The 23,149-nt window shown below is 61.0% G+C and carries 17 protein-coding genes and 1 pseudogene; 7 read left to right on the forward strand and 11 right to left on the reverse strand.

Annotated elements, in window-relative coordinates:
• The 4 genes from GSQ89_RS33635 to GSQ89_RS33650 all read left to right on the forward strand — a co-directional run.
• The coding region (locus GSQ89_RS33635; RefSeq protein ID WP_158932462.1) for an enoyl-CoA hydratase/isomerase family protein at positions 1 to 671 on the forward strand (671 nt) is incomplete at its 5' end.
• 100 nt (positions 672 to 771) lie between these two features.
• A complete protein-coding gene (locus GSQ89_RS33640) occupies positions 772 to 1,653 on the forward strand; it encodes a hypothetical protein (RefSeq protein WP_158932463.1) in 882 nt (293 codons plus the stop codon).
• Between the two features lie 241 nt (positions 1,654 to 1,894).
• The gene (locus tag GSQ89_RS33645; RefSeq protein ID WP_158932464.1) at positions 1,895 to 2,299 is read left to right on the forward strand and encodes a hypothetical protein; all 405 of its coding nucleotides are present in this window, start codon (positions 1,895 to 1,897) and stop codon (positions 2,297 to 2,299) included.
• 488 nt (positions 2,300 to 2,787) lie between these two features.
• Entirely contained in the window at positions 2,788 to 3,393 is a 606-nt protein-coding gene (locus tag GSQ89_RS33650) for a helix-turn-helix domain-containing protein (protein ID WP_158932465.1), read from the forward strand.
• A 98-nt stretch (positions 3,394 to 3,491) separates the two neighbouring features.
• On the opposite strand, the gene GSQ89_RS33655 is transcribed toward GSQ89_RS33650, so the two are convergent.
• From GSQ89_RS33655 to GSQ89_RS33665, 3 genes are all read right to left on the reverse strand, one after another.
• Positions 3,492 to 4,433, reverse strand: a complete 942-nt coding sequence (locus GSQ89_RS33655; RefSeq protein WP_158932466.1) for an aldo/keto reductase — start codon at positions 4,431 to 4,433, stop codon at positions 3,492 to 3,494.
• Between the two features lie 82 nt (positions 4,434 to 4,515).
• Entirely contained in the window at positions 4,516 to 6,012 is a 1,497-nt protein-coding gene (locus GSQ89_RS33660) for a DHA2 family efflux MFS transporter permease subunit (RefSeq protein ID WP_158932467.1), read from the reverse strand.
• A complete protein-coding gene (locus GSQ89_RS33665; protein WP_254073490.1) occupies positions 6,009 to 7,220 on the reverse strand; it encodes an HlyD family secretion protein in 1,212 nt (403 codons plus the stop codon). Before GSQ89_RS33665 ends, GSQ89_RS33660 begins: the two co-directional genes overlap by 4 nt.
• A 221-nt stretch (positions 7,221 to 7,441) precedes the next feature.
• On the opposite strand from GSQ89_RS33665, the gene GSQ89_RS33670 reads away from it, so the two are divergent.
• Positions 7,442 to 8,065: a TetR/AcrR family transcriptional regulator gene (locus tag GSQ89_RS33670; protein WP_158932468.1), complete on the forward strand. Its 624-nt coding sequence runs from the start codon at positions 7,442 to 7,444 to the stop codon at positions 8,063 to 8,065.
• Positions 8,066 to 8,080: 15 nt separating this feature from the next.
• Here GSQ89_RS33670 and GSQ89_RS33675 read toward each other — a convergent pair whose 3' ends face one another.
• From GSQ89_RS33675 to GSQ89_RS33695, 5 genes are all read right to left on the reverse strand, one after another.
• Complete coding sequence (locus GSQ89_RS33675) at positions 8,081 to 10,900, reverse strand: winged helix-turn-helix domain-containing protein (protein WP_158932469.1); 2,820 nt, start codon at positions 10,898 to 10,900, stop codon at positions 8,081 to 8,083.
• A gap of 1,105 nt (positions 10,901 to 12,005) precedes the next feature.
• Positions 12,006 to 13,019, reverse strand: coding sequence for a cytochrome d ubiquinol oxidase subunit II (locus tag GSQ89_RS33680; protein WP_158932470.1), 1,014 nt, complete (start codon positions 13,017 to 13,019; stop codon positions 12,006 to 12,008).
• 5 nt (positions 13,020 to 13,024) lie between these two features.
• Positions 13,025 to 14,404, reverse strand: a complete 1,380-nt coding sequence (locus tag GSQ89_RS33685; protein WP_158932471.1) for a cytochrome ubiquinol oxidase subunit I — start codon at positions 14,402 to 14,404, stop codon at positions 13,025 to 13,027.
• A gap of 103 nt (positions 14,405 to 14,507) precedes the next feature.
• On the reverse strand, positions 14,508 to 15,014 hold the full coding sequence (locus GSQ89_RS33690) for a carbonic anhydrase (protein WP_158932472.1): 507 nt from the start codon (positions 15,012 to 15,014) through the stop codon (positions 14,508 to 14,510).
• A gap of 67 nt (positions 15,015 to 15,081) precedes the next feature.
• Positions 15,082 to 17,067, reverse strand: a complete 1,986-nt coding sequence (locus tag GSQ89_RS33695; protein ID WP_158932473.1) for a transketolase — start codon at positions 17,065 to 17,067, stop codon at positions 15,082 to 15,084.
• 462 nt (positions 17,068 to 17,529) lie between these two features.
• Between GSQ89_RS33695 and GSQ89_RS40400 the strand changes: the two are divergent.
• Both GSQ89_RS40400 and GSQ89_RS33700 read left to right on the forward strand, forming a co-directional pair.
• Positions 17,530 to 17,817: pseudogene (locus tag GSQ89_RS40400) on the forward strand (transcriptional regulator); the annotation flags it as partial.
• Positions 17,818 to 17,985: 168 nt separating this feature from the next.
• The gene (locus GSQ89_RS33700; RefSeq protein ID WP_254073491.1) at positions 17,986 to 20,379 is read left to right on the forward strand and encodes a hypothetical protein; all 2,394 of its coding nucleotides are present in this window, start codon (positions 17,986 to 17,988) and stop codon (positions 20,377 to 20,379) included.
• Positions 20,380 to 20,545: 166 nt separating this feature from the next.
• Here GSQ89_RS33700 and GSQ89_RS33705 read toward each other — a convergent pair whose 3' ends face one another.
• The 3 genes from GSQ89_RS33705 to GSQ89_RS33715 form a co-directional block, all read right to left on the reverse strand.
• The gene (locus GSQ89_RS33705) at positions 20,546 to 21,184 is read right to left on the reverse strand and encodes a response regulator transcription factor (protein WP_158932475.1); all 639 of its coding nucleotides are present in this window, start codon (positions 21,182 to 21,184) and stop codon (positions 20,546 to 20,548) included.
• A gap of 114 nt (positions 21,185 to 21,298) precedes the next feature.
• A complete protein-coding gene (locus tag GSQ89_RS33710) occupies positions 21,299 to 21,673 on the reverse strand; it encodes an MFS transporter (protein WP_158932476.1) in 375 nt (124 codons plus the stop codon).
• Between the two features lie 94 nt (positions 21,674 to 21,767).
• Positions 21,768 to 23,147: an NAD-dependent succinate-semialdehyde dehydrogenase gene (locus GSQ89_RS33715; protein ID WP_158932477.1), complete on the reverse strand. Its 1,380-nt coding sequence runs from the start codon at positions 23,145 to 23,147 to the stop codon at positions 21,768 to 21,770.
• Positions 23,148 to 23,149: the final 2 nt, after the last annotated feature.

Raw genomic sequence — 23,149 nt, forward strand, 5'->3', positions numbered from 1 at the left:
TTTTCGACAGTGCGGTTGAGGGATTCTTTTTGACGCACTACGATTTCCTTGCGCCGCTCGAGAAATCGACCGCCCTGCCGGTGGGGGCAACGGGTCTGCAGGCTTTGCCAGACCTGCTGGCACGCCTCAGCCGTTGTCCGGTCGTTTCGATTTCACTAATCCGAGGGCGTGCGACGGGGGTCGGAAGCGAGCTTGCCCTCGCCAGCGACATGCGTTTCGCGAGCCGGGAGAAGGCCATTTTATCGCAGTGGGAAGTTGGTGCCGGGCTGGTGCCCGGCGGTGGACCGATGGCGAGGTTACCACGGCTGATGGGACGCGGCCGGGCACTGGAGGTGCTGCTAGGAGCGGACGATATCGACGGCGATCTCGCCGAACTCTACGGTTACGTGAACCGCTCGCTACCCGACGCCGAACTTGATGATTTCGTCGATGCGTTGGCCGTCAGGATCGCGTCATTCGACAAACAGGCGATTGCGGAAACGAAGCGCCTGGTCGATGTCGCGAGTCTGCCTTCGGATGCTGAAATCGTACCGGAATGGGACGCGTTTCTTGCTTCGTTGCACCGACCGGCCAGCCAGAAACGGATCAACAGGTTGATGGCGTTGGGCTTCCATCGACCCGGCGATGTGGAAAATCGTCTCGGCCGACACGTCGGGCAGCTTGGGAACTAGCCGATTAGACCAAGCCCGATCGGACGGTCCAATAGAATCGGCCAAAATCGGAGCATCTTTGATTCCGAACAGATATTCACATAAAATTGGAGACGTCGCGATGGATATTATCATGTCGGGCCGAACACATGACGTATTTCGAAAGAGCGATGGCGATTTCGCGGTCACGCAAAACCATATCGGTGGCTCTCCGCCTCGCAACCTTCGATCAAGCGCTCTCCGGTATTTCGACGGTGACGTTGGCCACATAGCGGCCAACCCGGTAGCAACGTCTCAGTTTGAGGATATCGCCGCCACGGCGGCCAGCATCTCCCGCCAACGCGTGAGGCTGCTTGGCATATTGCTCGCCGCAGCATCGCCAACCTTTTGCGGCGGGCCCCCGGTACTTCGGCCGATCTGGGCAACCGAGGCACTGCATCGGGCCTATAGCATGGTCAGGCTTGTGGCGCGCCTCGAGCGGAAAGCCCCCCGACGAAATAAGCCTCCGGATCCCCTGGGATTCGAAGACAAGCTCGGTGTTGACCTTGCCTCGATCTTCGACTCCTTGATGATCGTCCATAACGAGGAACCGCGAGCCTGCTCTCGAACAGTACGAGACGTCGCCCGCAACCTTGTTGAATTGTTTGCACCGGGCGTTAGCCATATCACCTTGGTGACTTCTGTCGAGCGACTTACACTTCCCGCTTTTCAGCACCGCGCGCTGGTCCTGATAGCGAGCGAACTCGTCATAAACAGCCTTCTGCATGCGTTCGAAAATCGTCCCGCGGGTCACATGATGCTCCGAATCGATCGGCTGAATAACGATGTGGCGCGCCTGGCCGTGACAGACGACGGTTGCGGCCTGTTCGATAGCGCACAGCATCATTCCGCACGGTGCGGTGTCATCAATGATCTCGCGGATCTTTTACAATCGGAAGTGATGTATCGGTCAGCGCGAGGTGGAGGCACTGTAGCCGAAATCGATATCCCACTTCAGGAATAGTTATTGGTTTACCGGCCTTGGCGCACTGCAAGGATCCGCAGGGGATGGTGGGGTGCCCTCCCCTCTTCTGACCGGCCTACCGGACACAGTTCGTTGAGCCTGCCAGATGGAATAGAAGGGTACAATTCGCAGCAATTCCGATACATCCGTCCTATTATTCACATGTCCGACTGGGGCTTATTACATCTCGATGCTGGCAACAGGCACCTCGACCTGAAACCGTTAGATCAGGAGATCCATCATGAGAAGTCATGAGAACACACTCTTTTTGATGGCTGCGACCATAGTTGTTGTCGTATCGACTATTATACAAACTACACCAAACACCCCGATGACGGTACTACAACCGCATGCCGACGGCGATGGCTCCTCGACAATCTGGCCAGCCAGCGATGCCTACAAGAAGTTCTCCGATCCAAAGGGTTGGGACGCGGATGCCAAGGCTTGGTATAAGCAGCACACGCAGGGCACGTCCAAATTAAGCGAGCGCGCAAAAGCAATCGACCCAGGGTTGCTCTTGGCCGGCCCCTGTCACAGCCAGCGGATCGGCCGCGAAGCAGCGATAATGTCTGCTGATCAAAAAGGCGGAGCGGACGAAGGCAGCACGAAGGGGTCAGCAGCTCGTCGCTGTCTTCACCCAACATGATCATCGCACAGCCTGTCCTCCGCCTGAGCCTCGCACCGAGCGAGATAAGGAACCGAGTTGTCACCTCGCTCCAGCATGCAAACGACAGCCACTTCCGGTCGTGCGATTGAACATAAGCCGGCACGCTCATCGTTATCGCGTTGATGGCAACCGATGTACGATCATTTTAGTCGAAACTATGGGCCCAGCTTGTCGCCCCCCTCCCCCGGGCCGGGTCACGGGTAGCCGCGCAACGTAAGACGCGCCTATCGACCTGCAAAAAATAGAAGCATTTTTTAGGATTTGCGGTCCTCCAGTCTCACGCCTCGATGCGTGGCGGGTGATGGACGCGGGCGATCCAAAAACCGCCACTCGACCGGAGCACGGAAGGGTGTCTATCGGACAGCGCGTATTCGCTCGCGCCTCCATGGTCCTTAGATTTAGCTCAGTAGAGTGTAAGGCAAAATCTTTGGTGGTGCCAAAGATCTGAAAGCAATTCGGGGTGTATCATGAGCGCACAACTTCAGTTCCATGGCGTGACCAGCCCATCTCAAGCCACAATCCCATATCAAGGCGCGTTCGTTGAACACGCATCTATCGAGCGCATTGCCGTAAGACCATCGCGCGCTGGAGATCTCTTGGCGGTCGAAGTGGATCGACTGCTTGAAGATGTGCGGGCGGCATTGAATTATGATTTGGATATAGCGACGGAAGCGGCTGGGCGCCTGAAGGCGGTTCTCGCAAGCCAGCTCAATCAGGTATCCCGCCCTGCGCGGGGCGGATTGGCACCTTGGCAAAAACGCAAGATCCAGGCCTACGTCGAAAATCGGCTTGAAGGGTCTATTCTGGTCGGTGATCTGGCAAAAATCGTTTCACTCAGTATCAGCTATTTCTCTCGTTGCTTTAAATATAGCTTCGATGCATCTCCGCATGCTTACATCGTCAGAACCAGAATCGAACGAGCGCAGACATTAATGATGACGACCCGCGAAAGCTTAAGCCAAATCGCGCTCGCGTGCGGTCTCCTGGACCAGGCACATCTCTGCAAGTGCTTTCGTCAGGTCACTGGAACCACCCCGGGCGCCTGGCGGCGGACCCACGCAACGGGCCCTTGATCGGCCGCACACGACGACCCTCAGGCACAGGCCGGCAAAGCTTCCCGGCCGCTCCGCCAAGGCCCAACGCCGGGTCGGACGTTCAATGCCGACCCAGTTCAGTTGGCCCGAGGAATAAAGCCAGGCACACCGGTTCGCACCACAGTATTAAACCGGACGTTCGTCGTTATGCTGTCCCGAATCTCCTGCATGGCGTCTTCCGCCAGGCCCGAAATCTCGAAGCTTTCCTTAATACGGTGAGGTTGGGTCGAGGTGGTCAGGAAAGCGGTGCCGCGTTGTACAGCCCAGGCCAGCGCAACCTGAGCAGGCGTCTTGTGGACACGCTGTGCGATCGTTGTGATCACAGGATCTTCCAGCACTTTCGGATCCAGGCTGTGTCCCAACGCCGCGAACGCCAGCAGTATAATCCCGTGCTCCCGACAGAAGTCGAGCAGCTCCCATTCGGGGAGATAGGGATGGGACTCGACTTGCACCACCGCGGGTTTGATCCGTGCAACCGCAACGATCTCCCGTAGCTTCTCCAAGGTGATATCGGATAGTCCGATCGACTTGCACTGGCCGTCGTCCACGAGGCGCTCGAGCGCCCGCCACGTCTCGACCAATGTGACCCCGGGATCATAGATTACCTCACCAAGCTCGTCTCTCGGGTCCTGATCGTCGCCGGGTTGAAAAGCAAAAGGGGTATGAATGAGATAGCAGTCGATATAGTCGATTTGCAGCCGCCGGCGGCTCGCGTCAAAGGCGGGCTTGACCCGCTCAGGACGATGATTGGTGTTCCATAGCTTTGTCGTGATGAAGACGTCCTCCCGCCGGGCCGTCCCCTCCCCGAACGCTGCCCGCAGCGCATCACCAACCGCTTCTTCATTGCGATACCGTTCAGCGCAATCGAAATGTCGAAATCCCGCTTCCAGCGCGATCCTGGTCGCTTGTTTGGTTGCAAGAGGATCGGGTATCAGCGTGCCAAACCCGACGGCGGGCATCGCGCCAGATCCATGGGTAAGAGGAATCCTTGTATAGCGTAGCGTATCGGGGGTTGCCATGTTCATACTCCTTTGTCCGAAGCCGGCCGTCGCATGTGCCTCGGACGGGCTCGATGGTGCGTTCGCATCTCAATGCAGGTATTCAGTTCGCCGGCTTCGGTTTGCGCAGAAACAGCACAAGCGGGCTCAAGATCAACATTGGGATCATCATGACCTTGAACTGATCGATGATCCCGATCAAAGCCGCCTGACCGGTGATCATGTCGTTGAGCATAGCCAGCCGCGGTGCGGCGATCGAACCCGTGACATGAGCGGCGGCGCGGTAGGGCGCAAGGTCCTTCGCCAACGCGAGATGCATGGCTTGGGTATTGTCGTAGAAGGAAATCAAGACCACCGCGATGCCGATCGTACTGCCATAGAGGCGCGACAGATTGAACAGGGCGGTGCCTTCCGGGCGAAGTGTCGGATCCAGCGTGCTGAACGCCGTCTTGGTAAGCGTCGGCAGCAAGATACCCAGGCCCGTGCCTTGGACCATGCCGGCATTGATAACGGCCCGCCAGTCCATCTCGGGTGAATAACCGAGCATCCGCCAGTTGCCGTAGATGACCAGGGCCATTCCGCCCGCCAGGAGTAGCCGGTTGTCGATCCGAGCCGGAGCACGTGCCGCCAGGATCATCGCCCCCACCAGTGTGAGGCTGCGCGGAATTGCCATATAGCCGGTGGTGTCCGCCGGGTAGTTGAGCAGCTCGTCCAGCATCGGCGACGTCAGGGCGATCGTCGGCAACAGGACGAAGCCGAACGCGAAGTACATCATCGCCGAAATCACAAAGTTGCGGTCCTTGAACAATGCTTTATCGAGGAAATGAGTTTTGGCGGTCAGCACGTGTACGAAAAACAGACCGAAGCCCAGCGCCGATGCAGACGCCTCTACCCAGATCTCGGCCGAGTCAAACCACTCCATGCGCTCGCCGCGATCAAGCAGCATCTGCAACCCGATGATGCCCAATGAGAATGTTGTCAGGCCAAAGAAATCGAAGGGCGGGGCCTGCGCTGGCCGCTTCTCCGGCAAAGAGAGCGCCATGGCCAGGAAGATGAACCCCGCCACTGGCAGGGCAATATAGAAGATCGATTGCCAGTCGTGATATTCGCTGAACCAGCCGCCGATGGTGGGACCGCTGAGGAGGCCGACCAACAGGGTCACAGCCGCCACCAGGTTTATGCGGGCGTGCCGCGCAGGCGACACGACATCGAGCAGGATCGCTATCGACAGCGGACCGATTGGACCGCTCGCACCGCCTTGGATGACGCGCGCGGCGATAAATTGCAGCGGGGTCGTCGCACGTGTCGCAAGCACAAGGCCGAGGGCAAAGATTGCGATTGAGATCTGAAAGACGGATTTTCGGCCGTAGCGGCCCGCAAGCCAGCGCGTCATCGGCATGGTGATCATGCTTGCCGCGAGATACGACGTGAATATCCAACCGACTTCGTCGTCGGACATCGACAGCGTGCCTTGGATATATAGCAGGGCTGCATTGGGCAGCGAGATGGTGACCGCCTGCAGGTACGTCGCCATCAGTGCCGCAACGATGATCGTGCGATGGCCGTCGGCTGCCGCGCTCGATGCGACCGTAGCGCTCATTCGGCCACCTCTGCCGCGCACACCAGCCGGAACAGATGGCGCCAGGTACGGCGACAGTCGGTGTCGACCTGCACGGTGACACTGATGCCCGAGAACAGCGGCCGGTTCGGATCGAACTTGTCAAGTTCGAGACGTACCGGCAGACGCTGAACGACCTTGACCCAATTGCCGGTCGCATTCTCCGGCGGCAGGACCGCGAAATCCGATCCGGTGCCGGGACTCATGCTGACGATATGGGCCTTGAAGGTGTGGTTCGGATAAGCGTCCACATCGATGGCCGCCTCTTGAGCCGGACGCATGTGGGTCAGTCCGGTTTCGCGGAAATTCGCCTCGACCCAGATGCGCCGGGTCGACATCATGGAGAACACGGGGGCGCCAGGATTGACGAAGTCGCCGACTTGCAAATCATCGACTCTCGCCACGATGCCGTCGTCGGGCGCCACCACCGTCGCGTAGGACAGATCGAGCCGTGCCTTGTCCAGTTGCGCCTTCGCAGCTCGGACCGTCGGGTGACGATCGACCTCTATGTTCGGGTCCCCGTTCAGTGCAACCACAGTGTTGGCGATCTGCTGCCCGACCGATGCAATCTGCTGCCGAGCGACCTTGAGATCCATATCGGCTCGGTCATAGACCTCGCGTGGCGTCCAACCGTCTGTGACGAGCGCTCTCCGTCGCCCATACTCACGCTCGTCGAAGTCCGCGGTGGCGCTTGCCGATTGCAGTTCGGCCAGATGCTGGCGATAGGTAGCCTTAAGCTGGTTGATCTGCAGCCGCGCGCTGTTCAGCCGCGCCTCGGCCTGCTCGACCGCAATCTGGTACGGGTCCGGATCGACCTGGAACAGCAACTGGCCCTTCTGAACACGCTGATTGTCCTTGACCGCGATATCGACCACCTGGCCGGCAACCCGAGCGTTGATCGACTCCTTCGCCGCGCGGACAAAGGCATCGTCGGTCGAGACATAAGGCTCCTGCGCGAGATAGTAGGTAGCGCCGACGGCGGCCAGCAGGATCGGAAAGAGCATCAATAATGGACGACGCAGCCGTTCCCGCAACGTCTTCCCGGGCACGTGGGCACGGTCGATCGGCGCGGGACGATCGACCGTTCGGCTCACCTCGGCATCGACATCGGCGAGGTGCCCGGCGTCACCTGCGTGCATCGCGATATCTGACGTCATCGAGGAGCCGGGTGATATGTAAGAGGATTGCATGGTGGGGCCTCATGGCCGTTGAAGACTGTAGCGGGCCGCAGTGACTTTAGCGTCCTGGTCCTGGCGACGATTGTCCAACGCTGACTTGCTTTGGCATATCCAGCGGCTGGAATCCGTCCCGTGCGAAGTCGGTTTGCATGACTGGCCTCATGACCATTGAATTTTGTATCGTATCGCATAAATATGATCGTCTGAGCGTTCCGTCAAGGGTTTTATTCGACATGGTACAAAATGAGGATGCGGAGCCGAGGCGCCGGGGCCGGCCACGCGCGTACGATCCGCAGGCAGCACTGCAGCAGGCGGCCGAAAGGTTCTGGAGGAGCGGCTATTCCAGCACATCGCTCGACGAGATCAGTGCCGCGACAGGCATGAACCGGCCGAGTCTCTATGCGGCCTTCGGCGACAAGCACGCGCTGTACCTCAAGGCGCTCGAGCGGTATTGGCAGTTCAGCCTTGTCGCGGTGCGGGAGGCGCTGGCGGACGGTGAGCAGACGTTGGACGCGGCGCTGATGCGTGTCTACGACGGACAACTGGCGATTTACTTCTCGGGTGACGGCCCGCCGCGCGGGTGCTTCGCGATCGGAACCGCAACGACCGAGGCGGTCGAGGATGCCGAGATCCGAAGTGCCCTCGCCGACGGACTGCGTGCGCTGGATGCTGATTTCGAAGCGCGCTTCCGCATGGCGCGCGAGAGGGGCGAACTGCGAGATGATGCCGATCCCGCGGCACTCGCGGTGCTTGCGTCCGCCACGCTGCACACCATCGCTATCCGTGCCCGCGCCGGTGTCCCCCGTGGCGAACTGCGGGAGATCGCGCTGAAGGCGGTGCGTGTGATCCGCGGATGACCGACGGCGGGTCCTTCAGCCTGGCCGTGGACGGGTTGACTCAAGCGCCTCGATCAGGCTTCGCGCGCGAACCAGGTCGCTGGTACCGAAACCCTCGGTGAATTTCCCGTATGTCGAGACCAGCAGGTCATGTGCCTCCGCGACCCGCCCCTGGCGCTGCCACACCTGCGCGAGATCCATGGCGGCGCGAAGTTCCCACGACAGCGCCGACTGCCCCCTGGCGACCTCCAGCGCGCGCAGCAGCCTCTCTTCCGCGGCCGTAACGGCACCGGGCGCGTCGTGCCACAGCAGCAACGCAGCATCGACGCGCAGCAACTCCGGCGTGTTCCACAATCTGTCCAGGTGTTCCTCGCCCGGCAACGGCACCGGAATGTTTGCGTCGAACGCCAGATCGGCGAACGGGGGAACCGAAACCTGGTCCACCCGCGACTCGATGAACGAAGCGACCAGCGCCTCACCTTCATTGCCCTCACGCAGCCCCAGCGCTCGGGCGAAGCAAGTCCTCAATTCCTCCACGCGCCGGTTAGCCGCCGCATATTCGTCCAACAGATCGATCCGGTACAGAGCCGATTCCAGGTCGCCGGTCCATAGCGCGATCGGGAGTCCGGCGAAAACCACGGCATAGAAAATGCCAAACAAATTCCCGGTATTCCGGGCAGCCGCCACCGCCTGCGCCGCCGCGTCCGCCGCCTGATCCGGAAAGCCCCCCAACCACAGAATGCGGGCCAACAGCGCCCCTATCGCCACCGGGGTCTCGGCCTGATACCCAAGGTCCAGGGTCGGGTCGAAGTGATGCGGCTGGCTCAATGCGCGTTCCGCGAATTCCCGAGCCGCCGGAAGGTGACCGAGAAAATGATGGGTCAGCCCAAGGATGCGGTGACCGAGATGGATAGCGCCGACGTCGCCCGCATCTTCGGCCGCATCCGCGTATCGGCGCGCGAGTTCCAGCGCGGCCGGATAGTCGGCCTGGCCGCGCCGCGACGCCCACATCCCCCACAATGCCTGCATCCGGCCCGCGGTCGAACCGATGCGCTCTGCGATGTCGAGCGCGCGGGTGAACGTCGCCTCGACGGCGGCATTGTCCGGGGTCCCATACCAAAGCCCGTGGCCAAATGCGATGCGCAGCCGCATCTCGTCATCTGAACCCGCCTCGGCATGCGGAAGCGCCTGTTCCACGCGACCGCGGGCGGTCGGCATCTGAAACAGCTCGAACCACAAAGGCACGGCCGCGACCGTCAGCGCCAATCCGATAGCACTGTCCCCCCGGGTGGAGAACGCCCATTCCAACGCCGCATGCACCTCATCGGCGCGGCGGCGGGACGCGGCCAGATAGTCATCCTGAGGCTTTGACCGCCGTTCCTGATGGAGGTTTCCAAGCAACGCCAGGAAATACGCCGCATGACGACGGGCTACGTCGTCAAAAGCGCCGCTTTCCTTCAGTCGATCCAGCGCATAGACGCGCGTGGTTTCGAGCAGGCGAAATTCAGCCGTCACGGCATCGGCCCCTCGGATAACCAGCGACTTACTCACCAGGTCCGCGATGCCGTCGGCGACTTCAATGTTGCTCGCCCCCTCCACCGCCACGGCACAGGCGGCATCGAGCGAAAACGGGCCGGCAAAGATCGCGAGGCGGCGCAGCATGTCCCGCTCCGCCTCACTCAACAGTTGATAGCTCCAGTCGAGTGTCGCGCGCAGCGTCCGATGCCTGGGCAGCGCGGTACGGCGCCCACTTGTCAGCAACGCGAAACGATCATGCAATCCGCTCGCGACCTCTTCCACGCCCAACGTCGCCGCTCGGGCCGCGGCAAACTCGATGGCAAGAGGGATGCCGTCAAGATGGCGGCAAATCGCCGCGATCATCGGCGGATAAGCACTGTTCGACGAAAAATCCGCACCGAACTCTGCGGCACGGGTAAGGAAAAGCTCTGCCGCGCCTTGCCCGAAAATCTCCGCCGACTGCGTGTGCTCGATCATCGGCACATCAAGCGGCATCACGCGAAAGACACACTCGCCCTGGATCCGCAGGATTTCGCGGCTCGTCACTACAATTGTCGTATACGGACAGAACCGCAGGAACGTTTCGGTCAGCGTCGCCACCACCTCAATCAGATGCTCGCAATTGTCGAGGACCAGCAGCAGCTTCCTATCGCCGACGGCACGGGCAACGGCCTCGGGCGTAACGCTGCCGGACCCGAGACCCAGCTTCAGCGTGCTGGCCACCGCGGACGGCACAAGGGCGGGGTCAGACAGCGACGCCAGTTCGACAAGCCATCCGCCATCGGCGAACTCACCGACGAGTCGCCGGGCGACCTTCAGCGCCAACGTGGTTTTACCAATGCCGCCAGGTCCCGTTAGCGTCACCACGCGATAGGCGGACATAAGGTCCCGCAACCGCGCGATCGCCGTCGATCGGCCGATCAGGCGCGTGACCGTCACCGGAAAGTTGGTCACCGGCGATTCGCCGTTGACCCGCATCCGCTGAAGACCATTGGGCGGCCTCGCCGCAACGTGCCGCCGGGCAGCCCAGTCACCCAGCAAACGATAACCGCGGCCGGACTCGGTCTTCAGCAACGTCCGATATGGACCGAGTGCCTTGCGGATGGCCGCCGCATGAACCTGCAGCGTGTTTTCCATCACGATCGCACCCGGCCAGATGCGATTCATCAGGTCGTCCTTGGTGACGAGTTCGCCAGCCGACCGCGCTAGAACCTCAATAATCTCAAACGCCCGCCCACCCACGGGAACGGGCGAACCGCGAACGCGAAGTTCGCGTCTGGCAATGTCGATCTCGCACTCACCAGAGGCGTAAACCGCACGAATTTCCTCATCGGTCATACCCAATATCCGCGGTTGCGCTTCTCAGTCCGATTGGAAATTGAACATGTGGCTCACGACAACGTCAACCAGACGCTCACCACGCCAATGGAAGAAGGACTCATCTCGGATGGTGTCTTAGGACCTCGGGCGGCTCGCGGGATCGCAAAGCCCCGCTGCGGTTTTCGCGTCAGGTGATCAAGTGACCGGATACGCGCTGTTCGAAAAAGACTCAGCCGCACAAAGGCACATAATTATACAAATCGCGCGATGCTCATTCTATCTGCAACTCACAGCGCAAGCATATGTTCGCACCGATGAAGCGCAACTTTGCCGATAACCTTTGTGACGGAAGAGTATCGTGAGGAGTTTCAACTTCTCCTATACGTTGGTGGCTGCTGGCTCGCAATTGGCATCCCCTGCCGTCGCCCAGACAACGCCGAGTGGTGAGACGACAGTGCAGAAACAGCACAATAAACAATACACCGCCACTCGGGCCGCTTGACAGAACTTTTAGAAAGACTAATTCCTTGAGCATTCTTCCAGCCGCCGTAGAGCAAACTCCAAACACATCGATCCGCTTTAGGGATATCTGGGTGTTTTGTCACAGGAATAAGAACCGGAGCTCAATTGCCAGAATATTGGCGCTATTTTCTATCGCCACCACATTGGCGCTTGCGGTGACTGCTTGCGCTCCCATTCCATGTCAGAGCGGATATGCAGACCCCAATTGGTGCCGTGACGAATTTACCGGCGGCGGTGGTGGTTAGCGGGAATCGGCAAGCAAGTGCAAAGCCTTCGTTCACGGTAGTCATCGACAGTGTTTGGCTGCATCGCCTAGGGTGGCCGATGCAGACTTTCTTGCAACGGTGAGATCAGCTTCTCTTCGCCCATGCGCTGCCGCCAACGGGTCATCGAGGACCGGTCGAACGGCAAGCTTATGGCGGAAGAATTCTTCGCCGATCCACAAAGCAGGACATTTTACAGTCGATCACGGGCGATTGGCGCCACTCAGACCTACCAGAGCTGGCGACTTTTGGGGTCTCGACAGGCGACTTTGAGACCACTCATCAGAAAATCCAACCATACCAGAACAGCCACACCGGCCGTTTACCATTGCGCGGCGCTACAGGTATCCAACATCGCCTCTCACCTTTCCGCGGAACACCCAGTATGACCAGGCTGTATACATGAGAATAACCGGCAAAAGCAGCAACGTCCCGATCAGCAGGAAGGCCTGCGTGCCCGGTGACGAAGCTGCCTGCCACAGCGTGTAGTGTCCCGGCACAATCATCGGCCACAGGCTGATGGCGATGCCAAGATAGGACATCAGAAACAGGCCGATCGCCGCCAGGAATGCCGCGGCATCGCCGCCCCAGCCGGCCAATGCGCGCCACGCCAGCCACGCGATCACCGCGGTCAGGACAGGAACCGGCGCAAACAGGATCAGGTTGGGTAGCGAAAACCAGCGTTGGGCGATTGCGGGATCGAGGAGCGGCGTCCACAGGCTGACGACAACAATCGCCACGACGACGCCGCCAAGGCAAAACCGTCCCGCGCGCCGTGCCCAGGCTTGCAACCCACCCTCGGTCTTGATGATCAGCCAGCCAGCCCCGAGAAGCCCGTAACCCAGTATCAGTGCAATCCCCGTCAGCATCGAAAACGGCGTAAACCAGTCCCACGAAGAACCCACAAAGGCTCGGTCCCGAACACTGAATCCCTGGACGAAGGCGCCGAGGACACTCCCCTGAGCGAATGTCGCAATGACAGAACCGGCGCAGAAGCCGCGCGACCAGAAGCGCGCGATCCGGGGCTGGCGGAAGCGGAATTCGAAGGCAACGCCACGAAACACCAAAGCCAACAACATCAGCAATACCGGAAAGTAGACCGCCGGGATGATGATCGCAAAGGCAAGCGGAAACACCGCCAGCAGCGCCAGCGCGCCGAGGATGAGCCAGGTCTCGTTGCCATCCCACACCGGTGCGATGGCATTCATCACCGTGTCGCGGTCCGCCTCCGGCGCGAAGCCGTGCAGGATGCCGACGCCGAGATCGAAGCCGTCGAGCAGCACGTAGAAAAACACGCCGAGCGCGATAATCGCAGTCCAGATCGGCACGAGGTCGATTGACGCGTCGCCCATGTCTGTTACTCCGCCGGTGTTGGGAACGAGATCGTCGGCTGCGGCGCCGCAATCGCGGGCCGCGGTACCTCGGCACCGGTGCAGCCCTGCCGCACCATTCGCGCGATCACCGCAAATCCCGCGGGATACATCGCCAAATAGACGATCATGTAGGCAAGCAGCGACCAGGCGACGTCGGGTCCAGTGAGTGAGGGCGAGACCGAATTCGCCGTGCGCAACGCACCGTAAACTGTCCAGGGCTGACGCCCGACCTCGGTCACCGTCCAGCCGGCGAGCACGGCGATGAAGCCAAGGGGCGCCGACCATTGGCAAAGGCGCAGGAACCAGCCGGTGTCAAACAGGCGTCCCCGAAGGCGCAGCCACCAGCCAAAGGCGACAATGCCGAGCATCGCGAGGCCAATACCCACCATCACGCGGAACGCAAAGAACACCGGCGCGACAGGTGGCCGCTGGTCGGCCGGAAAATCGCTGAGGCCTTGGACCCTGCCATCGAGCGAGTGCGTCAGGATCAGGCTGCCGAGATAGGGGACCTCGATCGCATCGTCCATGCGTTGCCGGGCCGGATCAGGGATACCGAATAACGTGAGCGGCGCGGGCGCGGCGGTCTGCCACCTGCCCTCGATCGCGGCGAGCTTGGCGGGCTGGTGCTCCCTGGTGTTCAGGCCTTGCAGGTCGCCGAGAAAGATCTGCAGTGGGACGAAGAGGGCAAGAAAGCCAAACGCCATGAGCATCATGCGCTGTGCCTCGACGATAGAGATGCGGCGCCGCACCAACGTAGCCCCGACGCCAAGCACGACGAAGCCTGTTGTTACGTAGAATGCCGTAACGTTATGGGCGAGCCGATAGGGGAAGGACGGGTTGAAAACGATCGCCAGCCAGTCGACCGGGAAGAACCGCCCATCTCGAACGACGTATCCGGCGGGGGTCTGCATCCAGCTATTGGCGGCAAGGATCCAGAACGACGACATCAGCGTGCCGAGTGCGACCATGCAGGCAGACAGAAAATGCGCCCAGCGTGGCACCAGGCGGCGACCGAACAAGAGCACACCGAGGAAGCTTGCCTCCAGGAAGAACGCCATTATGTCCTCATAAGCCAACATGGGAGAGAGGACATTGGCGGTCGCATCGGAAAAGCGCGACCAGTTGGTGCCGAACTGGAAAGGCATGACGATGCCCGTCACCACACCCATGCCGAACGCGACCGAGAAAATGCGCGTCCAGAACAGAGATATGCGCAACCATATCTCGTTACGAGAGAAGAAATATAGACCTTCGAGGACCGCGATATAAGAGGCCATGCCGACGGTGAAGGCCGGCAGCAGGATATGCCAGCCGATCACCCACGCCCATTGCAGACGCGACAGGAATAGCGGATCGAGCGTCACGGAAACCTCCCTCGGATGGGGTTACTGGTGATTGTTGGCGGTTTTAATCGTGCTGTTTGCCGTTTCCCGTGATGCCGCACCGCTATCAAGATAATCGACTACGTTAGTCCTTCGACGTTACCTCCCTCAATTCACCCGTCGACAGATCGAAAACAAATCCACGAACGACCACCTTCGAAGGAATCCACGGGTGCGACCTGAGTTTCAATACCTGCTTCTGCGTCGCCCGATTCACGTCGGAATAGAAATGGAATTTAGCGGGCGTTACTGCCCACACGCCGCATTGTTTGTGGAGGTGGTTCTCGAACTCTTCCTCAGAAAACATTTCCATTCCGCAGCCGGTGTGCCCGACAAGCATGACCTCTTTCACGCCCAGGACGTGAATCGAAAACATCAGCGACCGCACAACATCTTCCGTTGCCGCCGTTCCGACATTCCGAATCACATCCGCTTCGGCGGGTTTGATATCCAGCCATTCGAGCAGTTGGTTCAGGCGGGGGTCCATGCAAGTGAGGATCGCTATTTTCGGAGCTGGCTTGTTTGCCAGTGAAGGATCATGGTGCTCCGCTGTCTTGCGGCTTGCCACGATTGCACGTTCGATCAAGCTCATTTGGGTTCTCCTAAATGACGTCAAAAGTCTGGGATCGGGTTTGTGGTAACGCGTCGTGTGATGTTGCCTATACGGATCCGTTTCTCTCGTGCGGACTCCGCTGTCGGCGTGCCAGCCGCTCAGCCGCGGCGACGATCTCCGGCACCGACAAACCGACATAATCGAGCACGTCCGCGGGGGTGCGGCCGCTCTTCGGGATGCGCCGCACCCCGAGACTTTCCACCGTAACCGGTGCGGCAAGCGCGGCCGACGCCTCGGCCAACTCGCTGCCGAGGCCGCCCACGTAGTTGTCCTCGACTGCGAGGACCGCCGCGCGGGCGGCCCGCGCCATTTCCAGAATCGGTTCGGCATCGAGCGGCAGGGCGTAGGCGTCAACCACCGCCGCGGCGACGCCGCGCTGCGCGAGCACCTCGGCCGCGTCGAGGCAGGAATGGACGAGATAGCCCGACGCCGCCAGCACGACCGCAGGCGCTTCGACCGGCCGGCGCACCACCTTCGAGCCGCCCAGCGGAAATTGCTCGTCGTCGCGATAGAGTATCGCCAGATCGCCACGGACCGCACGCAGATAAGCCGGGCCGTCATACTCCGCCATCGCCAGCACGAGCTTATAGGCGCTGACGGCGTCCGAGGGCGTCAGCACCACCAGCGATCGGCCCTTGGCGTCCGTTACGTGCGCGAGCGCGCGCGCGAAAGCGACGTCCGCTAAAGCCATCTGGCTCGGCCCGTCGGCCGCGAGCGTCACGCCGACATGCGTGCCGACCAGCTTGATGCGCGCCCCGCCGATGATCGCCATCTCGATTTGGTCGAAGGCGCGCTCAAGAAAGCGGCCGAACGTGCTCACGAACGCGATCTTACCGGCGGCAGCCAATCCGGCCGCCGCGGACACCATGTTCTGCTCCGCGATGCGCCCTTCGAAATAGCGGTCGGGATGCGCCTTGGCGAAGGTTTCGGCGTAGGTCGAATTCTTCACGTCGGCGTCGAGTGCCACCACCGCTTCGTTGGCGTCGCCGAGCGCCGCGAGCGCCATGCCATAGGCGCGGCGCGGCGAAAGCTTCTTCGCCAACGCCAACGCCGGGTGCTTGGCCAGCGCCGCGCCGAAGCCCATCGGCACCTGTGGGGCAGCGCGCGCCGCCGGCGCCGCAACGGGCGGCGCGATCTTGAGCGCGGCGAAGTCCTGCGCCCCGATATCGGCGACGCCCAGACGACGCGCCGTCGCGTCAAGCTCGGCGAGCACGCCCGCCAGCGCCTCGGATTTCACCGGTGTGCCGTGATGGCCGGGGCCGCCGAGGCTTGGGACGCCCCATCCCTTGACGGTGCGCGCGATCACCGCGAGCGGCCGCCCATCCTCCGTGATGCGAAGCGCGCGTTCGATCGCCGCCGGATCGTGGCCGTCGATGATTTCGACCCGAGCGCCGAATGCCGCAGCCTTCGCCGCGAGGTGCTCCCAGTCCTGCGCCGACGAGACATAGTCGCTCTGGCCCAGCGTGTTGCAGTTGAAGATGGCGACCACCCCGCCCAGGCGCTGGTCGGCGCAGAAATCCATCGCTTCCCAGATCTGTCCTTCGCGCGACTCACCGTCGCCGATGATGCAGAAGATGCGCTTCGGCAGGCCATCGACCCGCGCTGCGCATCCAAGCCCCGCCGCCACCGACAAACCCTGGCCCAGTGACCCCGTCGCAGCGTCGAAGAATGGAAAGCCAAGCACCGGATTGGGATGGCCGTCGATCGGCGACCCGATCTCGCGGAGCGTCATGAGGTCGCTCTCCGTCATCGCCCGATGCTTGCCATCGGGCCCGAACACGACGCCGAGATCGGTGCACGCGGCATACAGGATCGGCACCGCGTGCCCCTCGCTCAGGACCAGCCGGTCGGACCCGGGGTTGCCGGGATCGGCCGGCGTCCAGCGCATCACGCGGTACATCAGCACCGCGACGATGTGCGCGAGCGACAGCGCCGTCGTCGGATGGCCGCTGCCCGCCGCCGTGGTGGCTCGGATCGCGAGCCGCCCCAAGTCGATTGCCTTGGCATGAAGAACAGGCGTGAGATCGGTCATCCGTTTTTTCTTCCGTTCCTAGAGGAAACGCCGGGTTCGGCGGGGGACATTGCAGCCCAAAAGCGAAACAACCTGAATCGATGCTTGGTGTTACACCGCCAGGATTTAAGCCGCATCGCCGCGGAATCGAATACACGCTCTCCGGCATATAGTCTTCCGCCAGGCGAGCGACTGCAGGATAGATACCGATCCAGAACGACGTTATCGTGACGATGCTAGAGCGTGGTCGCCCTGGGCGAAACGCCAACAGGGCTAAATCACGCGATAAAACAAAGAGTTAGAGCGCACTGACTGTTCACAGTCAGCTTGTAAGCGCTCTAGACGATCTTGCCGTGACCGACCGCTCGATGATCTTCAATACGGACCTGGCCCAAAGAGCGACTGTACTGATACGCGGTCAGGTGACGGCATACAGTCCAGGTTTTGACGAACTGCCCGGGAACGATTAGCTTTACAGTAGATATGCCCGAGGCAATCCAGCGATCAATTGACGCTCCATTCGCGTGCGAGATCGACATTGCTCGTCGCGAACTGCGGATTCACGGATCACCGGTACTGGTCGGTGGGCGGGCGTTCGAAATCGTCGCGGCTCTGGCCAGATCAGCGGGCGAACTTGTGACCAAAGGTCAGTTGATGGGCCTGATTTGGCCGGGCGCGATTGTTGGCGACAACACGCTCGCCGTTCACGCGGCGGCAATTCGCAAGGCATTCGGTCCGTATCGCACGTTGCTGAAGACCGATTCTGGCCGCGGGTACCGCCTGCTCGGGAACTGGACTGTCCGGCGGCAGGATGTCGCACAGCCTCCGGTCGGTCTGCGGCCAATAACGGTGACCGGCGACACACCGATAACCAACTTTCCCGCGACCGTCACGCGGTTGGTCGGTCGATCGGCGGCCGTCATGCGGTTGCGGGACCTGATGTCCGCCTATCGCATTGTGACCGTGACCGGTTCCGGTGGAATCGGCAAGACGACCTTGGCGCTGAAGACCGCACGTCGCGTCCTTGGCGATTTTTCCGGCGGTGGTTGGCTTGTCGAGCTGGCGTCGCTGTCTGATCCCGATCTTGTGCCGTCCGCGGTGGCGCATGCGCTTGGATTGAAACCGGGGAGTGAAAGGATTTCCGCGGAAGTCATCGCACGAGACATCGGCAGCCGGCAGCTTCTGCTCGTGCTGGATAATTGCGAACACGTCATCGACGCGGCGGCGACGCTGGTCGAGATGCTCGTGCGCCTATGCCCTCATGCCACGATCCTGGCGACAAGCCGCGAGGCCTTACGGGTCGATGGCGAGTTCGTCTATCGCCTGCCACCGCTCGACGTCCCGGCGCCTGGTCTGGATCGAGCGGACCTTATTCTCGATCACAGTGCGGTGGAACTGTTCATCGCCCGAGCGACGGCGATGAACTCGGAGTTTTCCTTGGACCCCGGGGCGCTACCGGCGATCGGCACAATCTGCCGGCAGCTCGACGGCATACCGCTCGCCATCGAACTCGCGGCCGCCCGCGCCACTACGTTTGGTATCGAGCTGGTGGCCGATGGCCTGCGCGATCGCTTCGCGCTGCTGACTGGCGGGCGTCGCACTGCCATGCTGCGTCATCGCACGTTGCGAGCGACACTTGATTGGAGCCACGATCTGCTCGTCGCGTCCGAACGTGTCATCCTTCGCCGCCTCTCGATCTTCGCGGGCAGCTTTAGCCTAATGGCCGCTTGTGCGGTCGTGGCGGGCCCGGAGGACATGCCGTCACAGGTCGTCGACGATCTTTCCAGACTGGTGGCGAAGTCGCTTGTTGTGGCAGAGGCCGACGGCACCACCATGCGCTATCGGCTGCTCGATACAATGCGGTCTTACGCGCGCGAGAAACTCGATGAAAGCGGCGAACGCGGAGAACTGGCACGGCGTCACGCGGACTATTACCGTGCCTTGTTCGAGCAAGCCGAAGCCTATTGGGACTCCCGACCCACAGCGGAATTGCTTTCGGAGTATGGCCGGCAGATCGACAATTTACGCATGGCGATCGACTGGGCATTTTCGCCTGGCGGAGACGCATCGCTCGGCATCGCACTCACGGCAGCTGCGATCCCGCTATGGATGCATCTATCGCTGCTGGAGGAGTGTCGAGGTCCGGTCGAGCGGGCCATCGCCGCGCTCGCCGCCGGTGCGAGCGAGGACACGCGCCTGGAGATGAAACTCCACGCGGCGCTGGGCGCAGCTCGGGCCTGGGTCGGCGGTGCCGTTTCCGATATCGAAGCGGCCTGGGCCAGGGCGCTTCAGCTCGCCGAAATCCTTGACGACGTCGAACATCAATTGCGGTCGCTCTGGGGTTTGTGGCTACTGAAGGAGCGAGAGGCTCTCACCCTGGCACGACAGTTCTTTGCGGTGGCGCCGACGGCGGCCGATCGACTGCTTGGCGAGCGAATGATCGCCGTCTCATCCCACTATCTGGGTGATCAGAATACCGCGCGGCATCACATCGAACGGGTGATCGCCAATGACGTTATGGATGATACCGGGCGGCGCATCATTCGCTTTCAGATCGCCCAACGATCGGGCGCGCGGGCGTTTCTCGGACGGATCCTCTGGTTGCAGGGCTTTCCGGACCAAGCGATCCAGGTCGTCACGGGCCTTGTCGAACAGGCGCGAGCGGCTGATCACGCGAATTCCCTGTGCCACTCGCTCGCGATCGCCGCATGTCCGATCGCGCTCTGGGTCGGCGATTTGGAGGCGGCCGAACAGTATATCGATCTTCTGCGCGACTACGCGACCCGGCACGGGCTCTCCCTCTGGCGTGCTTTTGGGATGGCGTACCAGGGTGTGCTCTCCATCCGGCGAGGCGATGTACGGGGTGCGTTGCCGCTGCTTCGCGGCGGGTTCGACCAGTTCGGGACTGCATTCGCCGGTTATCGGGTGCTCATTTTCCTCGGCGAGTTGGCCGGGGCGCTCGGGCGTGCCGGCCAGATCCCCGAAGGATTGGGCGTAATCGATGATGCGATCGAGCGCTCCGAACGGAGTGAAGAGGGCTGGGTCATCGCCGAGTTGCTGCGTGTCAAAGGCGAACTTGTGTCCCTTCAAGGCACACCGGGAGCCGCCGTCAAAGCTGAGCTTTGCTTCCATCAGGCACTCGATTGGGCGAAGAGGCAGAATGCGCTTTCCTGGCAACTGCGCGTCGCCATGAGCCTTGCCCAACTGCTGCGGGACCAGCACCGTTTCGATGATGCCATCGCCCACCTTCAGCCGGTGTACGATCGCTTCACTGAAGGATTCGAGACCGCCGACCTGAAGTTGGCCAGAGCACTTCTTGCCAATTTAAAATAGGCGAAGTCGGGATGGCACCCATGGTCAGCAGACCCCCGACAATCATCCAACGCGCATCGGTACATGACCGCACGTTTCTCAGAATAGGCATCGTCAATCCGTTTCGGATTCTTCAAGGATGACCAACAATATGGCCGAGGAACGGTACTTCCGCCTTTTAGAGACTTCACGATGTCTTTGCTCTGGGTGTTAACTTCTCTCCCATGCGCGTGAGGTCAGGCAACGAGGAGGCCTGCATCTTGCGCATTACTTCGCGACGATGGACCTTCACGGTCATCTCGCTGATGCCAATATCACCCGCAATCTGCTTATTAAGGCGCCCCTTCAGGATCTGTTCCATTACGCCACGTTCCCGCGGGGTCAGCGTCTCAAAACGTCCTCGCAATGCGGCCATCTCCTTTTCGTTTTGACGCCGAGCACGCTCGCTCGCGAGCCCGAACTGAACAGCATCCAGCAGGTCCTGATCTCGAAATGGCTTGGTTAGGAACTCGACCGCTCCCCCCTTCATCGCCTGGACTGACATAGCAATGTCGCCGTGCCCCGTGACGAAGATAATTGGTACATGAATGCCGGCGGCCGTGAGCTCACGCTGGAAGTCGAGACCGCTTTGCCCGGGTAGCCTGACGTCGAGCACCAGACACTTCGTATCTTTTTGGTACCCGGACTGCAGAAATTCCTGCACCGAAGCGAAGGCCTTCACATTCAGGCCTACAGATCGCAATAGGCTGTCGAGCGAGTCGCGAATCGCCTCATCATCGTCAACGATGACAACCGTGGACTGGTCCTCTGTCTCGACCGTCGCCATGTCACCACCTGCCCGGTGCGGTGCTTCGCTGCTTCCGTATATTCAAACTCTATGATGCGACTTGCAAGCTAGGGCTCGATTCAGGCTCCCGACGTCTCAACCTTGCACAGGAGACTAAGCGGTGCTCCCCCCAATTTTGGCAAATCCGGGTGTGACGTTCCTGTCCGTGGGCTTCCAGATCAGTTCATATTTGATCGCCAGCTTGCCCGTCCCCTGCCCCGCGACAGCGAAGATGGCCACGCCGGCGATGAACAGCAAGCCGGCGCTCAGGATGACACGGCGCCGGCCGGCTCGGTCGGAGATGTACTCCGCCATCGACGCACCAATCGCGGCGCCCGCGAGAGCAATCGCGACGACCACACCTTGGAGGGTTGGAGAGAGGGCCATCACTTGCCGGACGAACAGCAGCGCCCCGGAGATGGCGCCCGTATCGTAACCAAATAGCAGGCCGCCCAGCGCCGCCACAGCGGCAATAAGGTAGAAATACATGGTATCCTCTCGATTTTCCGTGTTTTGAATGCGAGATTTTCCCGGCCATCGGGTCCGGAGGCCAATTCGATTGCTGGACCCTCAGGCCGCGGGACTATTTCTTCTCAGGCGCGACGCGGATCAGCTTCTTATTCACGAATTCACCGATACCAAGCTCCGAAAGCTCCCGACCGTAACCGGAGTTTTTGACGCCGCCGAAAGGAAGCTCCGGCGCAGTCCATGTCGCCTTGTTGACGAAGACCATGCCCGCTTCGATCTGCCGAGCAACGCGCTTACCACGCTCGATATCCTTGGTGATGACCGATCCGCCGAGTCCGAACGGGGAGTCGTTGGCCAGGCGAATGGCCTCCTGCTCATTTTTCACACGGAAAATCAGCGCTACAGGAGCGAAAAATTCTTGGTAATAGGCAGGGTTCCCCATATCGATGTCTGCCAGGATTGTGGCCTGAAGGTAATATCCGGGCCGATTGATCCGCCTCCCGCCCAACAACACGCTGGCACCATTGCTAGTCGCCGTGTCGATCTGGTCCAGGACGTTGAATAGGGCTTTCTCGGTGCAGAGCGGGCCCAACGTCGTGGCCTCGTCCATGGGGTCGCCCGGAACGATTTCTTCCATTTTCCTTTTGAAGCGGTTGACGAACGTATCGGCGATCTTCTCGTCGAGAATGAACCGCTTCGCCGCGATACAACACTCGCCGGTGTTGTTGAGCTTTCCCCACATGCCCCACTCGATCGCGACGTCCATATCGGCGTCATCCAGTACGATGAAAGCGTCGCTGCCCCCCAGTTCCATCGTGCTCTTCTTGATGGCCCTACCAGCCTCGGCGGCAACCGCGGCACCCGCGCGTTCGCTTCCGGTCAAAGCCACGCCTCTGATACGGGGGTCGGCGATGATGTTTGCCGCCTGATCGTTCGACACGAAAACGTTCGTGTAAGCCCCCGCGGGAGCGCCAGCGTCGAGGAGCAACTGCTCGAACGCCAGCGCGCATTGCGGGACGCTCGGCGCATGTTTCACGATAAGGGTATTGCCCAACGCCAGGTTTGGCCCGGCAATACGCGCGAGCTGGTAGTAGGGAAAGTTCCAAGGCTCGATGCAGAAAAGCACGCCGACCGGCGTGCTCTCAATCCAGGCCTCCCCATCTTTCACCTCCAGAGACTTGGGGGCGAGGAACCGTTCCGCATGGCTGGCGTAGTAATCCAAAATGTCGGCACTGAGATCGACCTCGTCGCGGGCCTCGCGAAGGAGCTTCCCCATCTCAAGCGTGACCAGTCTTGCGAAATACTCGCGCCGGTCGCGCAGAATCGAAGCGGCCTTCGCGACGACCGCGCAGCGTTCCGCGAGCGGCCTCAGACGCCAATCGGTCCGATAGACCTCGTCCGACCGAGCGACGAATTCCTCAAGCTGATCGTCGGTGTGCTCCGGAAATTCCTTGAGCAACTGCTCGTTGCTCGGGTCTATTGTGGCGTAGGTCATAG

This window comes from Acidisphaera sp. S103, assembly GCF_009765975.1.
Taxonomy (GTDB): domain Bacteria; phylum Pseudomonadota; class Alphaproteobacteria; order Acetobacterales; family Acetobacteraceae; genus Rhodopila.